This window comes from Roseivirga spongicola, assembly GCF_034376045.1.
GTDB classification, from domain to species: Bacteria; Bacteroidota; Bacteroidia; order Cytophagales; family Cyclobacteriaceae; genus Roseivirga; species Roseivirga spongicola.
The window spans coordinates 2198267-2217093 of the sequence record NZ_CP139724.1 but is presented as its reverse complement, the minus strand read 5'-3'; the positions used below and the strand labels follow the sequence as shown (position 1 = coordinate 2217093).

The window sequence follows — 18827 nt, the reverse complement described above, 5'->3', positions numbered from 1 at the left end:
CCTTTGCTAAGCGCCTCTATTCAAGTATAAGATTCTTCGCTGCACTCAGAATGACTTAGACGAGAGAGCATCAGGCGCAACATTCGAATACATAAAGGCAAGTTTCTGGCTAACCATACCTAGTTGAAGCGTCTCGCTTCGACTTAACACTAGGGTCTTAGCGAGACGCTAAAGACCAGAGAGAAAAGACCAGAGAGAATTGCCAAATCCAAGGACTAAACAAAAGCCACGGTAACCGTCATTCTGAGACCCCGAAGTATCGGGGAAGCATCTTATCCACCAGCAAAGACTAGCCACACTATTCGTCAGACCGGCTCGAAGCGGTCGGACGAATCTCCAAGCTAGTGGAAGCGGTCAGACGAAACTACAACCTAAGCTGAACGGTAAAGTAATAGCTCCTTGGGTCGGAAGGGATTATTCCCGGACCAGGGTATCCTGTTGCTCTTCGAGTGAAATACTTTTCATTCAATAAGTTGTTCACCCCAGTTTCCAGCTTCCACTTTCCTAACCTATAGGATAACGAAAAGTCCATAATGCTGTAAGCCGGAATTTTACCAATAAGCCCATTTCTAGCATCCCCAACCTCGGGTACTTCTGAGTTTTCAGCATCGGTAAATTGCTCCGACAGATAAGTAAATTGCAGGCTAGACATCAGGTTTCTCCAACCGAACTTGAGCCCCGTCTTTAGGTTAATGGCGGGAATAAACTCTACTTCCCTACCCTCCACATTATTTTCATCAGAATTCAAATACTCAGAAGTAGTAAAAGCGGTGTTGACGAAAAAGCTCGACTGAATGGCTCGATCTGACCAATCCGCAGTTTTAGCAATATCCCATTCCGCAAAAGCTTCAGCCCCTAAAATTAAAGCCTTGCCAATGTTCGTTCTTACTCGGTTGGCTCTATCATCTAGAATAATGCCTATTCTATCATTATAAACCATGGTGAATCCGCCCACATCATAAGACAGCACACCATTCCATGCACCTCTGGCTCCAAAATCTGCGGTAAAGCCCTTTTCATCCTGAATATCTGGATCGATAATGAAACTTGGATTCACCGTTCTGATATCGCTGAAAGTCACAGACCTGTAGTTCTGAGAGACATTGGCGTAAACCTCAAAGTCTTCCGATTGATCATAGCTAAAGCCAAGGCCAAAGAGAAAAAATGACCTTTCAAGTTCTCTGTTATCAGTCAGCTGTTGGTTGGAAATTGGATTACCAGCATTATCGAAAACCACATTGTTGTATTTACCAGCACTCTCTGTTTTAATGTATTCAAACCTGAAGCCCGGAGTTAAAGAAATTTCATCATTCAAGTAGAAAATATTCTCTCCAAACACCGAAGCATTGAGGTTCGGAAAATCAAAATCCGACTGATTGGGGTAATCGGGATATTGGTCAATTGCTAGACTGAAATCAGCATCTGTACCATTACTTCCCGGCCCTTGTAGAGATGAATTCTCCGCTTTGTAGAATTTCGAACCAATTAAAAACACTGACTGATGACCGCCTAAATTATACCTGGTCAACAACCTAGTTTCAGCACCCCAGTTGTTGAAATCACCTTTGATCAAGTCTCTTGGGTCGACAAAAGAACCATCACTAGCCTGCTCATCAATATCGGTTATGGGATTGGAATTCAAGTTAGACACGCTGCCCCTAAAACCTACGGCATTTCTGGCAGCATTTAGACCGAATAAATTGAGGCTCCAATCCGTTCGGTCACTAAACTCATGTTCCAACTTTAAGCTGAATAAATTCCAATCTACACTAAACCAGTTTCTTGTACGATTACTGAAAGTTGGGTCAGCATTAAACTGAGTATCAGTTAGTCCTCCAGCTTGTTGAGCCAAATAATTTAGATAGGTATACTCTAAACTCAGTTGAGTTTTACTGGAAAGTTCATAGCCCAAATGAGCGTAGAAATTCTTCGATTCAAATTCGGAATTAGGTCGAAAACCATCTCCCTGTTTATAATTAAAGTAAGTGTAATAGCTCCATCGGTCTTTGGTTCCGCTTAAACTATTGAAAGAGGTGAACAGCCCGAAAGACCCCAAGGTTTGTCGGCTTACCCACTCCAGAGGCTTATCAGGATTAGGCTTCTTCATTTTAAAATTGATGAGTCCACCAAATTGAGTTCCGTATTGCAAAGAAGCCGCCCCTCTAATCACCTGAATTTCCTCCAAAGCCTCTGCTGGAGGCGTATAATAACTTTCAGGATATCCGAGCACATCGGCACTAATATCATATCCATTTTGACGCGTGTTGAAATTAGAAGTCCGGTTAGGATCTAGTCCTCTACCTCCAATACTCAGCTGCAAACCTGCCGCTTCACTATCGTAAATATTTAGCCCTACCACTTGAGCATAAACCTGCCTAGCATTGTTGGAGGCAAGATTCCCCACCATACCATTCAACAAAACCACCTCAGATTTCTTACCAGCATAAATGGCCGTTCCCTCTACAGGTCGCAGCCGACTAATGTTAAATACCTCTTCCCTCTCCTGAACTATTTCTACTTCCGATAGGTCGTTGGAAATTTCTTTCATGCCGAAGTCTAAGGTAAGATCACCATCGACAACCACTAAGGTGTCATTCACAGCGTAACCAAAGGCAAAGGCAACAATAGGGTAAGTACCTGCGGAGTCGACTGTCATTTGGTAGCGCCCATTCGCATCTACCCTGCTGATTTCCGCAGTCAGCTTATTATAAACTTCCGCTCGGTCTATTATTTCACCAGTATTGGCATCTGTTACTTTTCCCGTAATTCTTATTTGAGCAAAAGCACAGTTAGCCAATGTAGCTAGCAGCACTAAACTAAAGACCTTTAATCTCATCGTTAAATGGAAGTATCCAGTTTTTATGTTTAAATGATTCTTTCTGAAGTGTGAGATCTATTTCTGGGTTGATGTATGGTTGGCTTCTGCGCCCATTGAGCGCCACAAAACTTTCAACATACACCCCTATATTTTTATGCCCCTGACTTTCAAAGTGCTCCTTCAGATAATGAGCATATTCCAGAATAAAATCGGGTTGAAAAGACATTTGCTTCTCCTGAAATGAGGTTAGAAAATCAGTGTTATCGACATAGAATCGCTCCCCTGTTGACTTATTCACTACTTTGAAGTTGGCATAGCCAGCCTTTTCCATGAGCATTACACGCCATGAAAACCGGAATCCCTCTTCGGTCCAAAACAATTCTCCAGGATAGAGATAATGCCTGAACGGCAACAGCAATTGCAGAGCGAAAAAACCGACAATCAACTTTCTCTTGAAGCCTCTGCTGTCCCAAGTTTTTTGGTTCAAACTATTTCCATTCCCGAAGTGGTTGAATGGTATTTTAGCCCACCTTGAAACGATCGACAATATTCTCTGATGAATCGAAGCATCGAAGAATATTAACGAACTCACAATCATTATATAAGGGAACATGCCGATTGGAAACAGCACCCGTGTAAGCACGTGAAAGACAACCACCAGAACAAAGGCGAAGGGTCTGGTTTTTCTGTAAAGCAGTAGAAAAGGAATGGCCAAATCATAAGCTGCACCAGCCCATGAAAAACCGTAATGAACCCATTCTTGCTGTAGTAAATCGCCCAACAATGGAAGGTCATACCTGCCTGGCAGCCATATTTTTAGTGGCATGGCATTAATAAGCCAATCTGAATTGAGCTTTGCCAGACCAGCATAGAAATAAACTATCCCTAGAAGTAGCTTTATGCTATCAATTGTCCATCTGGGGATCAATTGATGACGGACTTCGCTGCGCTTAAAAGCATCATAAGAAAAGTAACTATTGGCTGGCAGAAACATCATCAGAAAACTAAGCAGGCTGATGAAATAGTAGTGATTTAGGTAAGTGGTTTTGTCCATCAGCTCTATGTAAGTAAAGCTGATAAAGAAGCTGATTATTGCCCATTTATAGCGATAGCCGAAGGCCACTGCCAATGCAGAAAGTGCACAAATCACAAACAGACCGTAGGTCCATAAGCCAAGCGGTTTCACCCATTCGAAACCATAGTAGGAGAAGAAGAATTTAGGTTGAATGTATAGCTTGTCGATCCATCCATTCGCCCAAAACCTGACGATACTGAAGAACATCATCAACCCAAAGAAAATACGAAAGACTGCCAATGGGGCAGCCTCTGTATTTTGATTAAAATATGTCTTCAGTCCAGACCTCATCAGTCACCGTCTGCATCTACATAATCGATGCGTATGTTCAATTTTTGAAACATATCTACCTTCATCAGAATCACATTTTTCTGTAACTCATCATATGCCTGAAGCATTTTAGAATTATCACTTTCCACTTGAAAGTAGAAGTTATCATTGAGCTGAGATACCGCGCTTTTTGCAGCTTCAAACTGATTGATGATCGCTACACTCAAATCTTCTGTGCTGTTTAGTTCGCTCAAATACCTTAAGTACTGCTCTAAGCTCTCGCCAGTTGACTCCGATTCAAAGTGTTTTCCTTTGAAGAAGTTAATGGTGGCATTCAGTGAAGCATTGAATAAGCCTTTCGAGTATTCTTTGCTGTAAAGCCCTTCAACTCTGTCGCTCAAAGGAGTACTAGAAAATACACCTGACGGAATTCCAATTTTTCCAGCCCTTAAGCTTTTCTCATAGTAGAACAAGAAGTCATTGACCAACTTGTTTACTGAACTACTGGCAGTAGAGCCACTATTCGACACAAATGTGTCTCTATAGCTGCCTTTCCACTCACTCAATACTTGGCTTGATAGAGTCTCTATTCTATCTACTAAGCTACTCAGGTAAGTTGAATAACTGTCAGAACTTAGCTTAACCAAAATCTCCGCATCTGTATCGGCCGTACCAAATAAGAGGTAGTCTAACGCAGGAAATCCCTGAGCATCTATAGTGCTGGGTAAAGTGAGATTATAGTCTCCAGAAGCTACAAAACTCTCTATTTCCGCAGCATCTGTAGGGTAAATGTTGGTGTAATTTCGGAGGCTAACCGATTCTGCTGGACCAATTTCAAACATTGAAACGCTTTGAAATGCAGTGTAAGCTTGAAGCCAGTTATTCCTAAGTTCTCCTAAGGTTGTAAGACTTGGCTGCGTAGTGAATGCATCGGTAGAAGCCTTCATATCTGCCACGGCAGAAGCATAGGCTTCATAAGAGGGTATGATAATGTTATCTGCCCAATTGACAAGCATAGCGCTTCTATCGAAGTTATCTGCCACTTCTGTAGGCTCTCCATCAGACGATGAGCAGGCCATGATCAGCGCAAAAGATAAAAACAGACTTACAATTTTCCTCATTACAACAAATTGGTTTGTTCAGAGATTTTGTTCGGCAATTAGTTACCTGCCTCAGCTACAGTAAAGTCGAACTTAGCGGCTATACTGGCCGAAATAGCGTCTAAAGTGGTAGCGTCCACATCCCAGAATCCATTGGTTGAACCGTACAGGTCATCGATCATTTGATCAACTTCTTCACGGCTAAAGAAGCTATCTCCAGCAATCGGGTTATGCGTAAAACGTAAGCTGTAAATGAAGCCAAAGCCTTCAGATAAATCGTGGAAGGCAGTACCATATTGCTGGTTCTCCAAGGCTATTTTTCCTTGTTGCAGATAGTAAACTGCTCTAATAGCTATTATCTCAGAAAGTTTTTGCTTGATGATGTCAGCTTGTGCATCTCTCACTTCATATTGTTGAGCAACAATTGCAGCCCTGCCTAATATCAAAGCGTCAAATACTTCTTGGGCTACACCTGCGAAATCAGCATCGCCTTCTACCCTTCCTAGGTATTTATTAAGGTAGCTATCTGAGCTACCAAGTTCTGTCAAAGGACTTGCTGTGTTGGCCGCATTACCGAAAAGGTAACCATAAGCCTCATCCCACTTATGTTCCATAGTGGTATAGTTTTTTCCGTCTGCCAAAACACCAGCATTATTATCTTCTTTGTTAGAAGCGGCATCTAGCACAGCTGTACTCAAGTAGTTATTCACCAACTGATCTAGCATAAGGCCACCGATCAAAGATTTGGTGAAGGCTTGGTTGTACTCCAAACCCTTAGCATTTACGTATCTGGTAGAGGTTCCATCGGCCAATTGACCTGCATTACCAGCAGTAGCCAGTTGGTTTCTATTTGGGTAAATCTCATTGATTTGACCTGCAATCCAGCTTTCGAACTGAGCCTTAATTTGAGACGACTCTGTGGTATTTGCAGCAAATAGATCTTGAGAAGCGGCTACTTTACTTTTGATGCTTTTGGTAGCGCTATTCAAGTCGGCATCTTCAAAAGGACTGACATCTCCGCCTTGTCCATCATCATTCCTAAACATTTCTAGCAAAAGCGCCTCTGTTGTATTGTCAAAATCCAAAAAGGCCGAATTCAATTCTTCTGCCATTTTTATTCTAGTTGTCTGTCCCGAGAAAGAAACTGTGCTTTGTGAGTTTCTCTCGAAGGAGTAACTCGAAGGAGCTTCAACTTCTGGTAAACCTTCATTATCATCACAAGAGAATAATGCTAAAACAAGGAGTAAAACAGCCAAGGGATAATTTCTGGTCATCTTTTGTTTTCTATTTTTATTTGGATTCATTTTAAACAGTGCGCAAAAGTATAACAGAGCACTCAGGCTAACAAGCATTAGGTTAACTTATTTTTAATCGATCTAAATAATAATAAAAATCAAAGGCCTATTCTAGATAACGGAAAAGTACCAGAAACAAGCAAGCTAGTCTATTGATTAGGTCTGCACTAGTTAAATAGCCTGGAGATTTAGGGATAGACTAGCAGGATGCTAAAGACTGGAAAGTTTTTTTGTAGTGCCCCAAACTTATTCGTCTGACCACTTTGAGTGGTCTGACGAATCCCCTCCTAGTTGAAGCGTCTCGCTTCAACTAAACACCAAGGCCTTGAACAAACACCTCGGTAACAGTCATGTTGAGGCCCCAAAGTATCGGGGGAAACATCTTATTACCCTTTGCTAAGCGCCTCTATTCAAGTATAAGATTCTTCGCTGCACTCAGAATGACATAGACGAGAGAGCATCTGGCAAAACAATCTAAGACAACTGCTATAATCCTTGTGACTACTAGTTGAAGCACCTCGACTCGACTAATCGCTGCGGACTTAGCGAGACACTAGAGACCAGCGTGCCTTCCACAAAAACCTCAATAACAGTCATGCTCAGATGCGAGCGATCAAATCCTTTTCCGACTTCTATTTAATAAATGTCCTAGCTCCATTCGTTTATCAGCAAACTAGTACTAACTGAAACACCAAATCCCACTTGTACTGAAACAATAATTGACACTAAAAATCATTTATGCTCATTTAATATTCGCATTTGTTATTTTTTGTTCATTATTTTGAATCACTTACTAGTATAGTATAGTTATGAATTACAATTTTATACAAGAAGCAATAGACAAAAGCGGGCAATCTATTACAAGCATTGCTGACAAAATTGGCATCAACAGAAACACACTATATAATTGGATAAAAGAAGGTGAAGACCTTAAGAAAAGTAAGCTTATCAGAATAGGCCAAGCAATTAATCATGACTTTACAGATGTAAAAAGAACCATTTACAATAAAAATGAAAATGAATTGATGATGTTGGACGAAGCTGAATTATTACAAAAGGTTCAAGCCCTGAGTGAGCAAATCCAACTATTAGAAAGTAAAGTGACACGTCTTGAGGTAGACATAATTAGGCTTAAAATGTATAAATAAATTAGGCAGTGGGTGGTGTACAAGTACATATACGCCAAGATTTGCAATTAAGTAAATTGAGATTTGCTGAACTACTCCATAAATAGCTCCAGCCACAATCACCCACTGCATCTAATTTGATATTATTAACCTAAAGAACCTTTCAATAAATATGTCTAGCCGATTTGAAAGACACATCAAAGAGGTAATCAGACCTACTGCTTACTGATTAATTCCTTTATAATCTTAGTCATTCCCTTCTCTGCTTTGAAGGCTGCTGCAAGAATATTGGCTATTTCAGCTTTCTCGAGGTTATCTGGATCGCAGAGATCTGTGATGGCTGACACCGCAAACACTGGCAAGTCCATATGCCGAGCCACAATCACTTCTGGAATGGTAGACATGCCTACTGCATCGCCACCAATTCTACCAATGAATCTGTACTCAGCTCTGGTTTCTAGGTTCGGACCGCTTACTCCGGCATACACTCCTTCGTGACAACGGATGTTATTAGCTTTGGCAATCTCTAGTGCTTCATCGATCATCTTACGCTCATAAGGCTCGCTCATGTCAGGGAAACGCCCGCCAAACTCATCAAGGTTTTTGCCTGTCAACGGGTTCTCTTTGGTTAGATCTATATGGTCTTCAATAATCATCAGATCGGCCACTTGATAATTCAGGTTGACTCCCCCAGCAGCGTTTGAAATAAAGAGCTTCTCGATGCCCAGTAACTTCATAACTCGTACAGGGAAAGTAACTTCCTTCATAGTATAACCTTCATAGTAATGAAATCGGCCTTGCATTGCCACTACCTTCTTTCCAAAAAGTTCTCCAAAAATGAGCTTACCATGATGGCTCTCTACCGTAGACACCGGAAAATGAGGAATCTCGTCATAGCCAATTTCAGAAGTGACATTAATTTCATCGACCAAGGCACCAAGCCCTGTGCCCAGAATAATTCCAAACTGAGGCACTACGTCAGTTTTAGATTGAATGAACTGAACTGATTCTTGAACTTTCTCTGTATAAGTCATGCCGTGAATTTAGTAGCTTATTTTTTATCAAGTAAGCTGAAAAACGACAAATAATCAGATTTCAATATCGATGATCCTTTGCCTCTAAAAGCCAACTCTGGCCGAATGAATGATGGAAGATTTACTAGTTAGCCTGAACTTTTTAGCTCAATTTAATTTTACCAATAAATACAAACAGATTTAGAGCCACCGAAACTCGGTCAATTAACTGAATGCCTTTAAGTTTGTAGCATAAGAAAAAGCATGATTAGTATAGTAGTTGGAACCAATAGAAAGAATTCAATGAGCACCAAAATCGCTCATTACTATAAATCGATTTTAGATACCAAAACCGACAGTGCCTGTCAAATAGTAGATTTGGTAGACTTACCCGAAGATTTCTTGTGTAATGCGTTATATGAAAACAACGGCAACAACGAGTCATTCAATGCTATTCGAGAAAAGGTTCAGGCTTCGGAAAAGATTGTTTTTATAGTTCCTGAATACAACGGTTCTTTCCCGGGTGTGCTAAAGGCTTTTTTAGATGGGTTGAAATACCCTGAAGGGGTTAGAGATAAAAAAGGAGCCTTAATTGGGGTTTCTTCTGGCGTACAAGGTAGTGTAATGGCCATGTCTCACTTAACCGACATACTTAACTACCTAGGTATGAATATTCTTGCTTTAAAACCTAAGCTTGCAGGCATTGAGCAACATTGGGACGGAGAGAAAATTACCCAGCCGTTGTACAACACTCTCCTACATCAACAAGCAGAAAAATTGGTGGCGTTTTAAAAAAGGAGACTGCCCCAAAAGCTAATCGTTATTCTCAACTACAGCCCGTTAAAGTCAAAAAAAGACTCTAAAGACCTATAGGGATTCCCAGTCGAGCTGGGAAAGACGAAAATAGCAGCACTTGAGGCAGTCTCATTCAATGAGAAGGCAAGTAGTTTATTGGTTATTTATATAAACTAACCTTGCCAATCTGTCCAATTCTTTCTCATCTACATACTTGCCGATTTCTTTGTAGAACCTATCCATATTATCGTAAGGTCTATACTCAAGAAATTCATGCACCATTTTATCGCTTAAGCCTGGTAGCGCCTTTATATCATCTTCAGAAGCAGAGTTTAGCTCAACTGGTACAAATACGTAGCTTTCGTACCTCTTCACTTCCGCATCGTCTACATACTTGCCAATCTCTCTTCTAAATTGTGCAATAGAAGTATATGGTCTGTATTCTTCGAACTCATGAGCCATTTTATCTCCAACACCTGGAATCATCTTGAAATCTCCTTCAGCAGTTGTATTCAAGTTAAAAGGAACAAAAATGCTTTTGTAAAGCTCTTCTTTGTTCATGTCTGCCGGCACTAGAGCATCAAAGTCATTCATGGTAATGAATGGACGATTTTCCATAACCTGCTGAATCATATCTGCTGTTAAACCAATCTGAGTGAGTTCTTCTTCACTAGCCAAATTAGCATTCAACACTACACTTGGAGCTACTTTTGATTCTGACTCTGTACTAACAGCATCGGTAGACTCTTCATTGCTTTTAGTATTACCACATGACACTAGACCAATTAGGGCTAAGGCCAAGAATAGAATGGAAATTTTATTTTGTTTCATTCTCGTTATTTATGCTTGATAAGTAAATAAATCCTAATAGTGTAAAGACCAACATGCTCATTGGAGCTAAGGCTGGCAGGGCTCCTGAAAAGCTAGCCCAAAACAAGTCTCCCCCAGAGTCATTTGGCCTCATCTCTTTTTCAAACTGGAAATTTGAGTCTAAATGAAAATAAACTCCGAGGACTCCAGCTACAGCACAAATACACAACACAACTCTGAAAATCTTTCTAATAGCTATAGTGTTATTGAGGAGTAGAATAATAAAAAGAAAGAGAGCCGACCCTATTGATATTATTGGTATCAGTTGGTTTGTGCCTTCATAATGCTCAATGAGAATTAACTCAAGCAAAGCTCCGACAGACGCCAGTACGATGCTAGTTACCACCAGAGAAATGGTCTTCGATTGATGATTTGAATTGAGCTTCTTTTCCAACGGTCACAAAAGTAGAAAAGGATTATTCTCACAGAAAATTATTTAGAACATTTCTAAATAATTTTCAGCTCGCACTCGTCTAGTAGCTTTTTCGATTCAGACAATGACCAGTTTTTATCAGCACTAAAAGAAGTAAGGCTTCTAGCCTTTAAGGACTGGAAGCCTTAAAGAAAAATTCTATCAACTAAAAAAGACAGCCCATGGCAGTAGGCTGTCTTTGTTCACATGTCTCAACTTTAACCGTTGATCAAGCTAAAAAAATGGATATCCTTAATCGACATTGTCATGAAGGAATTTATTGTCCCCCATAATCTCATCGTCATCATTTAGGTTATATCTTGAAATATTTCTCTCAGAAGATGGAGAGTTTTCACTCAAACGCACTTGTCTTCTTTGGTAAGCAGGAACTTCTAGTTTCTCCTTAAAATCATCGTTATTCATACCATAATTAGAAGAACCTCTGAGCCTTTCTTCTCTCAAACGTGCCTGCTCTTGAAGCTTCTGACGTTTCATTTCTAAGAAGTTCTTATTCCTGTCTTCATAGAAATCATTATCTAAAGACCTGCTTCTCTCTTCAGCCTCATCTTCTCTATCAGCATTAGATGAGTACTCTTCAATCTCATACTTTCTGGCCAACTTGGCTAAGAATGAATAGCCTGCTGGTAATTCGTTTTCATCCTCATCTTCTTGCGTATTCACTTCTGGACGAGACTCTTCTTTAGGCGTTTCTTTTGGAGCCTCGAAAAGAGTAGTCTGAGACTGTGGCTGTGGAGTGGTAAAGTTGTTTTCAGGCCTCATGTCGATCTCTCGATTACTCTCGAGATCAATCACCTTTTTTGTTGCCTCACTCGGACGTGTTTTCAACTCTGGAGATTCGAACCCCGTAGCGATTACAGTTACACTGATGTTCTGACCGTGGTTAGCATCGATACCATGCCCGAAGATCACCTCAGCATCATCACCAGCTTTCTCCTGAATGTATTCCGTAATATCGGTTAGTTCATCCATTTGCAACTCTGCTTCTTCTCCAGAAATAATGGAAAGAAGAATCTTGGTTGCTCCGTTAATATCTTTGTTGTTCAGTAACGGAGAAGAAATGGCCATCTCGGCTGCGCGAAGTGCTCTGCCCTCACCATCGGCAGTTGCTGAGCCCATTACTGCTGCTCCAGCTCCTTTCATTACCGTCTGAACATCCATAAAGTCCACATTCACATAACCAGGCACCGTGATTATTTCGGCAATACCTTTTGCTGCAGTGGTTAAGATGTTATCTGCTTCACCAAAGGCTTTACTAATCGGAAGATTACCGTGCACCTCTCTCAATTTATCATTGAGGATAACGAGCACCGTATCGCAATTCTCCTTGAGCTCCGCGATTCCTTGATTTGCAGCATTTGTCTTTTTCTTTCCTTCAAAACTGAAAGGAGCAGTTACAATACCTACTGTAAGCAAATCCATATCTCTCGCAATTTTAGCAATGATAGGAGCCGCACCAGTACCAGTACCTCCACCCATTCCGGCTGTTATGAATACCATTTTGGTATCGTCAGAAAGCATGGTTCTAATCTCTTCCTTACTTTCTATTGCTGCGTTTTTGCCAATTTCAGGATTAGCACCTGCACCGAGTCCTTCGGTAAGGCCCATTCCCAATTGCAGTCGGTTAGGAACCGGACTACTTTTTAAAGCCTGTGCATCTGTATTGCACACTACGAATTCCACATCTTTGATCCCTTGATTATACATGTGGTTTACTGCGTTGCTTCCGCCACCGCCAACACCAATCACTTTAATGATTGATTTGTGGTGCTTTGGAAGTTCAAACATATATGAATCTGCCATGTCGTTATGTTTTGAGCTGGGAGCGAGAAGCTTGAAGCTTGAAGCTCACAGCAGTTATTTTAATCTTTTTCTAAATCCTACTATCATGTTCAAGAGGTTGAAACACCTGTCATAATTGACTGTAAATTCATCCTCAGTTAAATAACTCCTGTTCCTTGCTTTGTAAAGACAAGTCACAACCTCTGCAATCGATCTTACAGAGTAACCTAAAAACCTACTGAACTCAGCGTCTGATTGACCAATCGATCCCTCTGAAATATTCAGAGCAACTGAATCTATCGCTCTTATAATCTGACTAGAGAGATTGAACTTTTCCCGATCAGGGAACTTGTAAGAAAGAGTATTAATCTCCTCACCTAAGTCCATCGCTTCTATCCAAATTTTCATCCGTTCAAACCTAAAGCTCATTCTGTGTGTGATCTAATTTCAAGTTTATAAGGAAGCCATTTGCTTCCCGCTTCAAGCTCCTAGCTTCCAGCTCTAGTACTCTCCTTTATCATGGAAATCATCCATCAAAAGGCCTTTGGTTTTGTCTATCAGTTTGCTGAAAAACTCAGCTCCTTTTTTCTGTCCTTTGAACTCTTTTTTAACTCCCATGCCTGAAGCTTTAGTTTCGTTGTAGCGATTTTCGCGCTCATCTAAAGCTCTAAAGCCTGAAAGCACCAAACCTACCGTTGTAGCATACATTGGGCTTTTAATTGCTTCAATTTTAGACTTGCCCAGGTGTTCGTTAGGGTAGCCTATTCTCGCATCCATTCCTGTCATGTATTCGAACAGTTGCTGCACATAAGCCAGCATAGAACCACCACCAGTAATTACAATACCTCCGGCTAACTTATTGGCATAGCCTGAAGTAATGATTTCAGCATGTACCAATTCAATAATTTCCTCCATTCTAGCCTCAATTATGTGGGCCAGATTACGGATAGAAATCTCTTTTGGCGGTCTGTTTCTCAAGCCCGGAATAGACACAATCTCGTTTGGATTGGCCTCTTCGGCAATAGCTTTACCAAATTTGGTTTTCAACAATTCCGCCTGATTCTGCATCACTTTAAGGCCTTCCTTGATGTCGGTAGTTATAATGTTTCCACCGAAAGGAATTACCGCAGTATGACGAATAATATTATCGTGGAAAATAGCGATGTCAGTAGTACCACCACCAATATCCACAAGGCAAACACCAGCCTCTTTTTCTTCATCACTTAGTACCGAAAGGCTAGATGCCAATGGTTCTAAAATGAGATGTTCTATTTCTAAGCCACCACGCTTAACACACTTATTAATATTTCTTATGGCGTTAGTCTGAGCAGTAATTACATGGAAATCTGCCTCTAACTTAACACCAGACATACCTACAGGATCTTTAATGCCATCTTCATAGTCTACAATGTAGTCTTGTGGCATTACGTGAATAATTTCACAGCCCGGAGGCATTACTATTTTATGAATATCGTTTGTTAGCCTGCTAATATCTTCAACGGTAATCTCATCATCTACCCTATCTCTGGTAATGCTTCCGTGGTGTACTGAGCTCTTGATGTGCTGCCCAGCAATACCTACGTTCACCACATTAATTTCAATACCAGATTGCTCACTGGCCTCTGCAATGGCCTTTTCTATGGCAATTATCGTTTTGTCGATGTTAGTAACTATTCCACGGATTACCCCGTCTGAAACAGCTTTTCCCATTCCCAAGACTTCGAGCTTCCCGTACTCATTCTTGGTACCGACAATGGCACAAATCTTTGTTGTCCCTATGTCTAGTCCTACTACTATTTTATTGTGTTGCATGGCGTTGTTATTCACAAATTATCTGATCCTTATATTCTACATTTACCCTCTCATAGATGTTCCATCCTTTGCTTGGCATTATCTGCTTGAAGAATATCTCTAACTTCTTAAACTTCCTCTCCAAATCTTCAGCATAACCAAACTCCAGTCTCTGATCTCCCACCTGTGGGTACATTACTACTTTACCTTTACTATTAATATCTATCTGACCAATCTGCATGGCCCAAAACTTATGCTCATTGATGTAATTGATGAGTTCAAATACTTTCGAAGCATATTCATCTTCTGCCACTTCGCCTAAACCCATCAATTGCTCCGTATAACGCCCAGTAACAACCGGTACTCGAGCGGTATATTTAGGCGACACCGGAAGAATGTCTCCATCTTCTCCTATGTAAGCGTTTCTACCATTGTTAGAAATGAGTCGAGCCACAGGCTTATTCTGTCTGGCCTTTACTACCAAATGACCTTTCAGGTCTCTGTAAACCTCGGCATCTTTTACAAAGCTGTGCGACTTGATTCGTTGTTCAACGGCCTTTAAACTGACTGCATTAAAGCCGTCTCCAAGAATAGAATCGCTCTCATCTTGCATAATAAGCGCCATTACATCATCTGCATCTACAAAGAAGTTCTCATAGGCATTTTCTATCTCCACATCGATATCTTCCATGTGATACCCCATGTCTCTGTTCTTCACAGAACTTGCTAAAACCACCAAAATGAAGCACCCTACAACAATGCCTAGCACTCTCAAAACAGTATCTCTATTCTTCATGACAATGCACTTTTTATTGGTTGAACTAATTTGTCTATGTCGCCAGCACCCACGGTCAATAGTACCTCCGGCTGCCATGCTTTTATATTATCTATCAAGCCTTCTTTGCTTGAAATCATTTTCTTTTCACAGCTGATGCCTTCCATTAGCATCTCTGAATTCACTCCTTCTATTGGAAGTTCCCTTGCAGGATATATATCCAGCAAAATCACTTCATCGGCCAAAGACAGACTTTCAGAAAACTCTTGAGCAAAATCTCTAGTTCTGCTGAAAAGGTGTGGTTGAAAAACAGCAGTCACTTTCCTCCCTGCGAACAAGTCTTTCACAGACTTGAGCAATGCTGTAATTTCTACTGGATGATGCGCATAGTCATCTATGAACACCAAATCATCTCTTTTGATGATGAACTCGAATCTCCTTTTTACCCCTCGGTAGCTTTCTACCCCAGATTTAATTGAAGAATCATCTGCTCCTAGATGACGGCTTACTGAAATAGCCGCAAGCATATTCTCCACGTTGTGGTAGCCTGGAACATTCAGTCTTATCCCTTCAATGGTTTGCCCGCCATTCTTATAATCGAAGATGAAAGCGGCATCTTCAAAGCGAATATTTTCAGCAGTTATCGAAGCATTGGTTAAGGCATAACCTTCATAGTTCAGCTCATCATCGGAAATCAATTCAGTAGCCAATTCATTCTTCACGAAGAGCTTACCTTCTTTCTTGATCTTTTTGATGAAGTCTCTAAAAGAATCTTTCAATGCATCCTTATGACCATAGATATCTAAATGATCTGCATCTGCTGCCGTCACCACCGCCCATTCAGGATGAAGTGTCAGGAATGATCTGTCGAATTCATCAGCTTCAATCACTGCGATAGCCTCACTGCTTTCGTTGAGGATCATGTTGGTATCGTAGTTGGCACTGATTCCACCAAGGAAGCCCGCCACATCGAAGCCAGATGCTTTGAGCAAGTGTACAACCATAGATGAAGTTGTGGTCTTTCCATGAGTACCTGCCACAGCAACACTTCGCATATTCTGGGTAATAATTCCCAAAACTTGCGACCTCTTCAGCACTTCAAAACCATTATCCTTCAACCAATTCAACTCTGAATGATCTTTAGGAATAGCTGGTGTATATATCACCAAACTACCTTCAGGATTTGCTTTTACCTGATCATCTATCAGGTCGATATTATCTGTAAAGTGAACCTCAATTCCTTCCTGAGCCAATCGATTGGTTAACTCAGTTTGGGTGCGATCATAACCAGACACACGCTTTCCATTGTGCTTGAACCAACGGGCCAAAGCACTCATACCGATACCACCGATACCGACAAAATAGACGCTATGTATCTTTTCTAAATTCACGCGATGAGTTTCAATATTTCATCTACAATTTCATTGGCCGCATTTGGCTTGGCCATAGCCTTTATGTTAGAGCTCAATTGAGCTTTCTTCTCTTCATCTTTCAGCAATTCGATGGCTCTGTCAATGAGCACTTCCCTTGCCTCAGTATCTTTTACTAGCACAGCGGCATTGTTTTCTACCATTGCCTGTGCATTCTTAGTCTGGTGGTCTTCCGAGACATTCGGTGAAGGCACAAAAATGGTCGGCTTGCCAGCTATACTTAATTCAGAAACCGATAATGCTCCAGCTCTGCTAATCACCACATCGGCCACAGCATAAGCCAAGTCCATTTCTTTCAGAAACTCAAAAAGCTTAACAGAACCATTATTAACCACCTTAGCTAGTTTTTCCTGCATTTCTGTGTGGTAGAACTTACCACATTGCCACAGCACCTGAACATTAGAATCTATTAGCTTCTCAATATTCTGAATCATGCTATCATTCAATGTTCTCGCCCCAAGACTTCCACCTAAAACCATTAGTACTGGTAAATCTGGATTCAGACCAAAGTGTGTAGCAGCAGTAGCTCTTTTATCGGCTAACTCGGTTATATCTTTTCTAACAGGATTACCCGTTAAAACCACCTTTTCAGCAGGAAAGAATCGATCCATATTTGGATATGCCACACATATCTTTTGGACCTTCTTTGCCAACATTTTATTGGTTAGACCAGCGTAAGAATTTTGTTCCTGTACTATGGCAGGCACCTTATTCTTTACGGCCATTCTCAATAATGGACCAGAGGCGTAGCCCCCAACCCCAACAGCCGCATGTGGCTTAAACCTTCTGATGATTTTTTTACTCTTCATCAGACTGTCGAGCACCTTAAATGGAAAAGAAAGATTGTCTAAAGTCAGCTTACGCTGAAGACCACTGATCCAAAGTCCCTTAATGGTGTAACCAGCCTCGGGCACTTTCTGCATCTCCATTTTACCCTTCGCCCCAACGAACAAAATCTCGGCATCTTCGAAGCGAGCTTTAAACGCGTTGGCAATGGCTATGGCAGGATACACATGTCCTCCGGTGCCTCCACCGCTAATGATCAATCGATATGGTTCTTTCTTTTCGATGATTAAGCTGTTCTTAATTTATTTTTCACTTCGCCATTCATGGCCGAATAATCTTCTTGTTCTCCACGGCTCACACTGAGGATAATTCCCAGAGAAAGGCCAGTGAATAGTAGGGAAGTTCCTCCCATACTTATCAGCGGAAGCGTTTGCCCCGTAACAGGACCAAGACCTACCACAACGCCAATGTTTACCAAAGCTTGAATCACAATAGCAAAGGTGAGCCCTGCCGAAAGCAAGCCGCCAAAAGCCCTATCACTGTTTGCCACTACTCGCATACCTCTGTAGAGCAAAACCAAGTAGAGGAAGAGTACAAAGACACCTCCTACCAAGCCATACTCTTCGATGATAATAGCGTAAGCAAAATCTGAATAAGCCTCTGGCAAGAAGTTCCTCTGAACACTACCACCGGGACCATTCCCAAAAACACCTCCTGTAGCAATAGCCATGTTGGCTACTTTAGCCTGATAAGGCACTTCCGTAGGATTAATGAACGATTCAACCCTGCTCAAAGCCGTAGCTCCACGTTGACCAACCTTCATTGCTATTAACCCGGCAAAAACACCCACTACTAAAAGCATAGCGAGGTATTTCACTGGTACACGACCAATGAAAAGCAAAAGCATACAGGTTGCAAAAAGCAACACCGCGGTAGAGATATTGGTCATGGCGATGAGGGCACAGATACCCCCACACCAAGCCAACATTGGAATTAAAGATTCTTTAAAGTCATCTATCTTTTGCTGGCGTTTGGCCAACATGGTAGCCAAGGCCGCAATCAATGCTAATTTTGCTAAGTCAGACGGTTGAAATTGTAATCCAATGAATGGTAATTGAATCCATCTAGAAGCTCCATTATGACTCTCCCCTTTTAGCCAAGCATAGAGTAAAAGCGGAACAGCCAAAAGCAAAGCATAACGAGTAAGCTTTGAATAATATCTATAATCAATCTTGTGGGCAATCCACATCACGAATAAGGAAAGACCAACCATAACGGCATGTCTTACCAAATACATTTCAGTGTTCACCCCTGCTCTGTAGGCTAATGAGCCTGTAGCCGAATAAACTACTAGAATACCAAAAACAGAAAGGCAAATAACCACCAGCCAGATGACTGGGTCACCCTCAATGTTTTTATCTGTCCAACTTTTTACTTTGTCTAGCATTCTACTTTCCCCCTTGTATCCCC

The 18827-nt window shown here is 41.2% G+C and carries 15 protein-coding genes; 2 read left to right on the top strand and 13 right to left on the bottom strand.

What is annotated here, in order from left to right; all coding sequences use genetic code 11:
* Positions 1-364: 364 nt before the first annotated feature.
* From T7867_RS09740 to T7867_RS09725, 4 genes are read right to left on the bottom strand one after another with little or no spacing between them, the layout of a single operon-like run.
* Positions 365-2836, bottom strand: a complete 2472-nt coding sequence (locus tag T7867_RS09740) for a TonB-dependent receptor domain-containing protein (protein ID WP_273515161.1) — start codon at positions 2834-2836, stop codon at positions 365-367.
* Positions 2817-4184 carry an HTTM domain-containing protein gene (locus T7867_RS09735; protein ID WP_273515163.1) on the bottom strand — a complete coding sequence of 456 codons (1368 nt, stop codon included), beginning with the start codon at positions 4182-4184 and terminating at the stop codon, positions 2817-2819. The genes T7867_RS09740 and T7867_RS09735 overlap by 20 nt, the downstream gene beginning before the upstream one ends.
* On the bottom strand, positions 4184-5284 hold the full coding sequence (locus T7867_RS09730; protein ID WP_068221014.1) for an imelysin family protein: 1101 nt from the start codon (positions 5282-5284) through the stop codon (positions 4184-4186). Before T7867_RS09730 ends, T7867_RS09735 begins: the two co-directional genes overlap by 1 nt.
* Before the next feature lie 38 nt (positions 5285-5322).
* Positions 5323-6537, bottom strand: coding sequence for a DUF4856 domain-containing protein (locus T7867_RS09725; RefSeq protein ID WP_068221383.1), 1215 nt, complete (start codon positions 6535-6537; stop codon positions 5323-5325).
* Positions 6538-7367: 830 nt separating this feature from the next.
* Between T7867_RS09725 and T7867_RS09720 the strand changes: the two genes are divergently transcribed.
* Positions 7368-7706 (top strand): helix-turn-helix domain-containing protein, encoded by a 339-nt coding sequence (locus tag T7867_RS09720; RefSeq protein ID WP_068221011.1) that lies wholly within the window; start codon positions 7368-7370, stop codon positions 7704-7706.
* A 194-nt stretch (positions 7707-7900) separates the two neighbouring features.
* Here the strand turns inward: T7867_RS09720 and T7867_RS09715 are convergent, their stop codons facing one another.
* Positions 7901-8719: a purine-nucleoside phosphorylase gene (locus tag T7867_RS09715; RefSeq protein WP_068221008.1), complete on the bottom strand. Its 819-nt coding sequence runs from the start codon at positions 8717-8719 to the stop codon at positions 7901-7903.
* 243 nt (positions 8720-8962) lie between these two features.
* Here T7867_RS09715 and T7867_RS09710 point away from each other — a divergent pair, with 243 nt between their 5' ends.
* Positions 8963-9490 (top strand): NADPH-dependent FMN reductase, encoded by a 528-nt coding sequence (locus T7867_RS09710; protein WP_068221006.1) that lies wholly within the window; start codon positions 8963-8965, stop codon positions 9488-9490.
* Between the two features lie 156 nt (positions 9491-9646).
* On the opposite strand, the gene T7867_RS09705 is transcribed toward T7867_RS09710, so the two are convergent.
* The 8 genes from T7867_RS09705 to T7867_RS09670 form a co-directional block, all read right to left on the bottom strand.
* Positions 9647-10324 carry a helix-hairpin-helix domain-containing protein gene (locus tag T7867_RS09705; protein WP_068221005.1) on the bottom strand — a complete coding sequence of 226 codons (678 nt, stop codon included), beginning with the start codon at positions 10322-10324 and terminating at the stop codon, positions 9647-9649.
* A 703-nt stretch (positions 10325-11027) separates the two neighbouring features.
* Positions 11028-12596 (bottom strand): cell division protein FtsZ, encoded by a 1569-nt coding sequence (ftsZ, locus tag T7867_RS09700; protein ID WP_068221001.1) that lies wholly within the window; start codon positions 12594-12596, stop codon positions 11028-11030.
* A gap of 54 nt (positions 12597-12650) precedes the next feature.
* Positions 12651-12983 (bottom strand): four helix bundle protein, encoded by a 333-nt coding sequence (locus tag T7867_RS09695; RefSeq protein WP_322300132.1) that lies wholly within the window; start codon positions 12981-12983, stop codon positions 12651-12653.
* A 93-nt stretch (positions 12984-13076) separates the two neighbouring features.
* Positions 13077-14387, bottom strand: coding sequence for a cell division protein FtsA (ftsA, locus tag T7867_RS09690; RefSeq protein ID WP_273274990.1), 1311 nt, complete (start codon positions 14385-14387; stop codon positions 13077-13079).
* A gap of 7 nt (positions 14388-14394) precedes the next feature.
* A complete protein-coding gene (locus T7867_RS09685) occupies positions 14395-15162 on the bottom strand; it encodes a cell division protein FtsQ/DivIB (protein ID WP_322300131.1) in 768 nt (255 codons plus the stop codon).
* The gene (murC, locus tag T7867_RS09680) at positions 15159-16532 is read right to left on the bottom strand and encodes a UDP-N-acetylmuramate--L-alanine ligase (protein ID WP_322300130.1); all 1374 of its coding nucleotides are present in this window, start codon (positions 16530-16532) and stop codon (positions 15159-15161) included. The genes T7867_RS09685 and murC overlap by 4 nt, the downstream gene beginning before the upstream one ends.
* Complete coding sequence (murG, locus tag T7867_RS09675) at positions 16529-17614, bottom strand: undecaprenyldiphospho-muramoylpentapeptide beta-N-acetylglucosaminyltransferase (RefSeq protein ID WP_407691171.1); 1086 nt, start codon at positions 17612-17614, stop codon at positions 16529-16531. Before murG ends, murC begins: the two co-directional genes overlap by 4 nt.
* A 29-nt stretch (positions 17615-17643) precedes the next feature.
* The gene (locus tag T7867_RS09670) at positions 17644-18804 is read right to left on the bottom strand and encodes an FtsW/RodA/SpoVE family cell cycle protein (RefSeq protein WP_068220985.1); all 1161 of its coding nucleotides are present in this window, start codon (positions 18802-18804) and stop codon (positions 17644-17646) included.
* Positions 18805-18827: the final 23 nt, after the last annotated feature.